This is a genomic window from Kaarinaea lacus, assembly GCF_975902315.1.
This window is the reverse complement of sequence record NZ_CDLKIE010000225.1, coordinates 1-6,828: the sequence shown is the minus strand read 5'-3', so window position 1 is coordinate 6,828 and position 6,828 is coordinate 1. Positions and strand designations below refer to the sequence as shown.

7 protein-coding genes are annotated in these 6,828 nt (G+C 47.1%); all 7 read right to left on the bottom strand.

What is annotated here, in order from left to right:
• On the bottom strand, positions 1-520 hold a 520-nt coding region (locus tag ACWVCM_RS06700; protein ID WP_455200955.1), incomplete at its 3' end, for a uracil-DNA glycosylase.
• A 33-nt stretch (positions 521-553) separates the two neighbouring features.
• Positions 554-2,092, bottom strand: a complete 1,539-nt coding sequence (locus ACWVCM_RS06695) for a 2-isopropylmalate synthase (protein WP_455200954.1) — start codon at positions 2,090-2,092, stop codon at positions 554-556.
• Between the two features lie 326 nt (positions 2,093-2,418).
• A complete protein-coding gene (gene pssA / locus ACWVCM_RS06690) occupies positions 2,419-3,243 on the bottom strand; it encodes a CDP-diacylglycerol--serine O-phosphatidyltransferase (RefSeq protein ID WP_455200953.1) in 825 nt (274 codons plus the stop codon).
• Positions 3,244-3,313: 70 nt separating this feature from the next.
• On the bottom strand, positions 3,314-3,958 hold the full coding sequence (locus ACWVCM_RS06685) for a phosphatidylserine decarboxylase (protein ID WP_455200952.1): 645 nt from the start codon (positions 3,956-3,958) through the stop codon (positions 3,314-3,316).
• A gap of 132 nt (positions 3,959-4,090) precedes the next feature.
• Entirely contained in the window at positions 4,091-5,107 is a 1,017-nt protein-coding gene (gene ilvC / locus ACWVCM_RS06680) for a ketol-acid reductoisomerase (protein ID WP_455200951.1), read from the bottom strand.
• Positions 5,108-5,182: 75 nt separating this feature from the next.
• Positions 5,183-5,671: an acetolactate synthase small subunit gene (gene ilvN, locus ACWVCM_RS06675; RefSeq protein WP_455200950.1), complete on the bottom strand. Its 489-nt coding sequence runs from the start codon at positions 5,669-5,671 to the stop codon at positions 5,183-5,185.
• Position 5,672: 1 nt separating this feature from the next.
• A partial coding sequence (ilvB, locus tag ACWVCM_RS06670) for a biosynthetic-type acetolactate synthase large subunit (RefSeq protein ID WP_455200949.1) occupies positions 5,673-6,828 on the bottom strand: 1,156 nt, incomplete at its 5' end.

Sequence of the window (6,828 nt, the reverse complement as noted above, 5' to 3'; positions counted from 1 at the left end):
CCTGTCTTTTTAGATAGGGTTCACACTTAACCACTTCTTCAGGGCGCGGATCGCGGTTATTCGGCGGCCTGCACTTGAGTATATTGGCAATATAAACCTGTTGCCGCTGCAGGCCGATCGCCAATAGCATATTATTTAAAAGCTGGCCGGCCTTACCAACGAAAGGTTCTCCCTGACGGTCTTCGTCAGCGCCCGGAGCTTCACCAACAACCATCCAGTCAGCCTGCTCATTGCCAACACCAAAGACGGTATTTTTACGGGTGCTATGCAAATCACACGCTATGCACTGGCGAACAGCGCCCTGCAGCTGATCCCAGTTATAACTGTAAACGTTATCTCCTGCTGGCAGCCTGACTCTTCCCGCAGGAGCACAACCAACTTCTGGCGTGACCGGCGATTCTGCTGCCGAATTTAACTCCGCTGCCTCTGGCATCTCTGGTTCAGCTACACTTTCTCGCCTCAACCAGGTTTGTACGCCCATGGCCTGCAAATATTGTTGTTGTCGTTCGTCAATCGCCATTATCGTTAGATTTTTCTGATTACCTTCACCATACTAAACTTGCGGATGACGGCGCTCCATACGGGTCATCAATTTATTCAGTGCGTTGATATAGGCCATCGCCGAGGCAATAACAATATCAGTATCCGCACCCTGACCATTGACAATATAGTCTCCCTTCTCGAGCCGAACCGTGACTTCACCTTGTGCATCAGTCCCACTGGTGATGTTGTTGACAGAGTACAACAGTAAATGTGCACCGCTTTCGATGGCTTTCTCAATGGCCTGAAATGACGCATCCACTGGCCCACCGCCACTGGCTTCGACCTGTTTTTCTTCACCATCAACATTCAAAGTGAGTGCAGCTACCGGTGTTTCGCCCGTTTCCGAACATACTTTTAACGACACCAACTTGACGTGCTCATTTTCCTTGTCGAGATCTGCAGTGGTCGCCAAAGCCTGTAAATCGTCGTCGTAGATTTCATGTTTCTTGTCAGCAAGCTCCTTGAAACGCGCAAAGGCATTATTTAGTTCCTCTTCTGACTCAACGCTTATCCCCAACTCCTGCAAACGCGTTTTAAAAGCGTTACGTCCGGAGTGTTTACCCAATACCATGCGATTCGTCGTCCAGCCAACATCTTCCGCGCGCATAATTTCATAGGTTTCACGGCTTTTTAATACGCCATCCTGATGTATACCGGATTCGTGGGCAAATGCATTAACACCGACAATGGCTTTATTAGGTTGTACTGCGAAACCGGTAATACCCGACACCAGGCGTGAAGTCGGTACAATCTGGGTGCGATCAATATGATCAACGTTACATGAAAATACATCTTTACGAGTACTAACAGCCATTACAATCTCTTCTAATGCTGCATTACCTGCACGCTCACCCAATCCATTAATGGTACATTCAACCTGTCGTGCGCCATTAATTACAGAAGAAAGTGAATTGGAAACTGCAAGCCCCAAATCATTGTGACAGTGTACCGAAAACACGGCTTTATCAGAGTTGGGCACCCGTTCTATTAATTGCGCAATTAAATTACCGAACTGATGGGGCAAGTTATAACCCACGGTGTCAGGGATATTCACGGTGCGTGCACCGGCATCAATCACCGCTTCCAATACGCGGCATAAAAAATCCAACTCGGAACGACCGGCATCTTCGGGAGAAAACTCAATGTTGTCGGTATATTTGCTCGCTCGCTTGACCGCGTGTACGGCTTGCTCCAGCACCTGGTCCGGCTCCATACGCAACTTCATTTTCATGTGAATCGGTGATGTTGCAATAAAGGTATGAATGCGCGCTGAATTGGCGTTTTTTAACGCCTCGCCTGCTCTGTCAATATCCTTGTCCAGGGCCCTGGCCAAACCGCATACCGTGCTGTCCTTAATACTCTCGGCAACGCTTTTTACTGCTTCGAAATCACCAGGACTGGCTATGGGAAAACCAGCTTCAATAACATCCACATGCATTTTTTCCAAAGCCTTGGCAATACGTAATTTTTCATCACGCGTCATCGACGCACCAGGGCTTTGTTCTCCATCGCGCAATGTTGTATCGAAAATAATTAACTTGTCATTCATGGTATTGCTCCATTAGCTCGGTGTGATCGCAATGAATTCCCCGCGAGCTGCACCATTTAAATATAATTGTATCAAACCCTTGAAGGGTTTACGGACAAAAACAGATGGAATTAATGATTTGGAATAAGATTGTCTGCCCTTAGGGCAGCAGCAGTAGCCTGAGGCTGGAAGGCAAACACACTGGACAGGACATAGCGCATTGAGCCATACCCGGCTCCCGGCTATCAGTCATCTTGTGTTTCATCGTTTGCATCAATTGAAAGTTCTTCGTTGGAATTCAATGTATAGCTTTAACTATAGCGACAACAGCCAGATTTGCCAAGAGGCTATTTCTCTTTTTGCTCGTCTGATTCTGTGGCTTCACTGCTAGCTGAGTCATCAGTTTTAGTATCAGCTTCGCTTTGTCCATGCGCTCTCCGTTCCGCACGCCTTCTTCGCAGCCTGATCAAGGTATATGTAGGGCCAGATATCGCATATACAAGAAATATCGTAAATAACACCTGGGGTGGGCTGTAAGAAATAAAAACAAACACCAATACCACTATTATCAAGGTGACAAAAGGTATTTTCCCTTTGAGATCAAGATCTTTAAAACTCCGGTAGCGAATATTGCTGACCATCAAAATCCCGGTGGCGAGGGTTATGGCAAAGGCCGGAATTCGCCAGTCAACACCCAACTGCTCATGATCAGTCGCCACCCAGACCATACCCGCGACTACGGCTGCGGCAGCCGGACTGGCCAAACCTTGAAAGTAACGCTTCTCTGCAGTGCCAACCTGGGTATTGAACCGCGCCAGGCGCAATGCCGCCGCCGCCGTATAAATAAACGCGGCCAACCAGCCAAGTTTCCCCATGTTAACCAGTGCCCATTCATACATCACCAGGGATGGCGCCAGGCCAAAAGCGATCATATCAGCAAGACTATCGTATTCGGCGCCAAAATCTGTTTGCGTGTTGGTTAATCGGGCCACCCGACCATCTAGCCCATCCATTATCATCGCAACAAAAATGGCTATTGCAGCGAGCTCAAACTTCCCACTCATTGCCGACACGATGGCGTAAAATCCGGCGAATAGACAGCCAGTGGTAAATAAATTGGGCAGCAGATAAATTCCGCGTCGGCGCTGCTTTTCTAGAATCTTGGGAGCCATTGAGATATATCGTTCGGTAAATTGGTTAATTTCTTCCTTGATTTATAAAATATAACGTACAAATACCCGTTTATCTAACCAGGTTTGCAATAATACGCGTACCTGACTTTATTTTATCTCCCGGTTTTACTTCGATACGACTATTGGACGGTATAAAAGTTTCTGCGTCCGCACCAAACGGTATGAAACCGCAACGTTTGCCCTGACCAATACGTTCACCACTATTAACTTCACATCGCATGCCTTTTCGGACAAGTTTCGGTGACAAAGTAGTAACAATATCATCACCTTCATCAGTTTGCGTCCATTGTGCAAATGGGGGAATACCCGTTTTTCTATACAGGCTTTGATCAGCGCCATCGGGTAATGCGCCAAACCATTGATCTTGCACTTTGCCTTCTACCGCGCTGCGAATACTAAATACACCCCATGGACTACCACGCATTTTGATACGAATTGCTTCACGGTCAAGGTATGGATCCCGCTCCTGGCTAACTGATACAACCTTGCCATCAATTGGCGCCACAATTCCCAGGGGTGAGGGCGGAACCTTGCGACGCGGGTCACGAAATATAAACATTAACGCTGCAGCAATAATCCAGGCTCCCAATGAAACCCACCAGCCATACAAATAATACAGCACTGATGCCAAAACCAGCGCCGCAGCAATTGGCAACAAACCTTGCCTGGCAATGACTGGACGTTGGTGTAGCATATATGATTAGGACCGGTGGGATTACGAATTAAGAAGCAAGGTAACAGCCACCAGGATGCATAAACTGTTACCTTGTATCTGGATATTCAAATGTTGAATTGAATACGCTATAGCTTCACTGAACGGATCGCGCTAGTTTTTAGACTTATCGACAATTTTACTTTCTTTGATCCAGGACATCATGCTACGCAATTTCTCGCCCACCACTTCGATGGAATGCTCGCGCCCAATACGGCGCTTGGCTTTAAGAGTTGCAGCACCCGCCTGGTTTTCCAGGATAAATTCGCGCGCAAACTCTCCGTTCTGAATTTCAGTCAGGATACGTTTCATTTCAGCTTTGGTTTCTTCGGTAATGATGCGCGGCCCACGGGTTAAATCACCATATTCAGCAGTATTGGAAATAGAATAACGCATGTTGGCAATACCACCTTCATACATCAAATCTACAATCAATTTTAATTCATGCAAACACTCAAAGTACGCCATCTCTGGTGCATAACCGGCTTCAGTCAACGTTTCAAATCCAGCTTGTACCAGGGCCGTGGCACCACCACATAGCACCGCCTGCTCACCGAACAAGTCAGTTTCTGTTTCATCACGGAATGTCGTTTCAATAACACCAGCACGTCCGCCACCGTTTGCCGATGCATACGACAACGCAGTATCTTTCGCGTGACCTGACGCATCCTGGTAAACCGCAATCAGGCTGGGCACACCACCACCCTGTGTATAAGTAGAACGCACCAGATGTCCCGGCCCCTTGGGAGCAATCATAATTACATCCAGGTCGGCACGCGGCTCGATTTGACCATAATGAATGTTAAAGCCATGCGCAAAACACAATGTCGCATTCTCTTTGATGTTAGGCGAAATATGATCACGATATAATTTTGCCTGATGTTCATCGGGCGCCAGAATCATAACGACATCTGCGCCAGCAACCGCATCGGGAATATCTTTAACACTTAATCCGCTATTCTCCGCTTTAGCAGCAGATGAGGAACCTGGGCGCAAACCAACCACCACGTCAACACCGGAATCTTTCAGGTTATTTGCGTGCGCATGCCCCTGTGAGCCATAACCGATAATTGCCACCTTTTTGCTTTTTATTATGGATAGGTCGCAATCTTTGTCGTAATAGATATTCATGACGTTAAATCTTCTCCTGTTTCGAATAATAAATATTTATTTTAGTTGCTTGCTGTATACGAACACGTCATCGCGTCAGGCATGCAGTGATTTTTCCCCGCGGGCAATGCCAGCCACTCCGGATCGTACTGTTTCCAGTATTGGCGCATTTAACGCTGTGATAAACGCATCCAGCTTGCTCGCACTACCTGTTAGTTCAACTGTATAAGTCGTATCAGAGACATCGATGATTCGCCCGCGAAAAATTTCAGCCAATCGCTTGACCTCTTCCCTGTCTTCACCAGTCACCCGCGTCTTGATCATCATCATTTCACGCTCGATATGATCACCTTCGGTCAAGTCAATCAGCTTAACGACATCGACCAGCTTGTTTAATTGCTTGGTAATCTGCTCGACAATTTCATCGGAGCCCCGGGTCACCAGGGTAATTCTTGACAGGGTTTCATCCTCTGTAGGTGCAACTGTCAAGGATTCAATGTTATAGCCACGAGCGGAAAACAAGCCCGCTACCCGCGACAATGCGCCAGCTTCATTTTCTAATAGTATGGATATGATATGACGCATTTTATGCCAGCCCTCTACCACGTTTAGACGCCAGGAGCATTTCGTGGTGTCCCTGCCCGGTTTTAATCATTGGATAAACATTCTCTGACTGGTCGGTAATAAAATCGAGGAATACCGTCCGATCTTTATACTTGGTAAATGCCTCTTCCAGTGCCGCCTCTACTTCTTTAGGATCCGTGACCTGAATACCAACGTGCCCGTACGCCTCGGCTAGCTTGACGAAATCCGGTAACGCATCCATATAAGAGTGTGAATAACGGCTACCATACATCAACTCCTGCCACTGACGCACCATTCCCAGGTAACGATTATTTAAGTTAATTATTTTTACCGGCAAATCATATTGATTACAGGTCGACAGTTCCTGAATACACATCTGGATACTACCTTCACCTGTTATACAGGCAACTTTCTCATCCGGAAAAGCCAGCTGCACACCCATTGCCGCGGGCAATCCAAAACCCATGGTGCCCAATCCCCCGGAATTGATCCAGTGTCGCGGTTTGTTGAATTTGTAAAATTGTGCCGCGAACATCTGGTGCTGACCAACATCCGAAGTGATAAACGCATCACCGTTGGTAACCTCATGCAGTTTTTCAATGACAAACTGTGGCTTAATGAGTTCGCTGCCGCGGTCGTATCGCAGGCAATCTTCACTTTGCCAGTCCTTGATCTGCGACCACCATTGATCCAGGGCTTCTTTTTCTGGCTTGATCCCCTTTTCTTTCAACACCGCATTGAGATCCGACAGAACGGCTTTCACATTCCCTACTATTGGCACATGTACTTTGACGTTTTTTGAAATTGACGATGGATCAATATCGATATGAATTATTTTGGCCTGCGGACAGAATTTCTCCGTATCTCCGGTAACTCGATCATCAAATCGTGCCCCAATAGCCAGTAATACATCACACTCGTGCATGGCCATATTGGCTTCGTAGGTACCATGCATACCCAACATACCAACGAACTGGGGATCAGAGCCGGGATAAGCACCTAGTCCCATCAGGGTGTTGGTGATCGGGAATCCGAGATATCGGGTAAATTCAATGAGTTCCTCAGATGCGTCACTTAATACCACCCCGCCACCCGTATAAATCATGGGCTGCTTGGCGGATAAAATGATATCAACCGCCTGTTTGATCTGTTTCGGG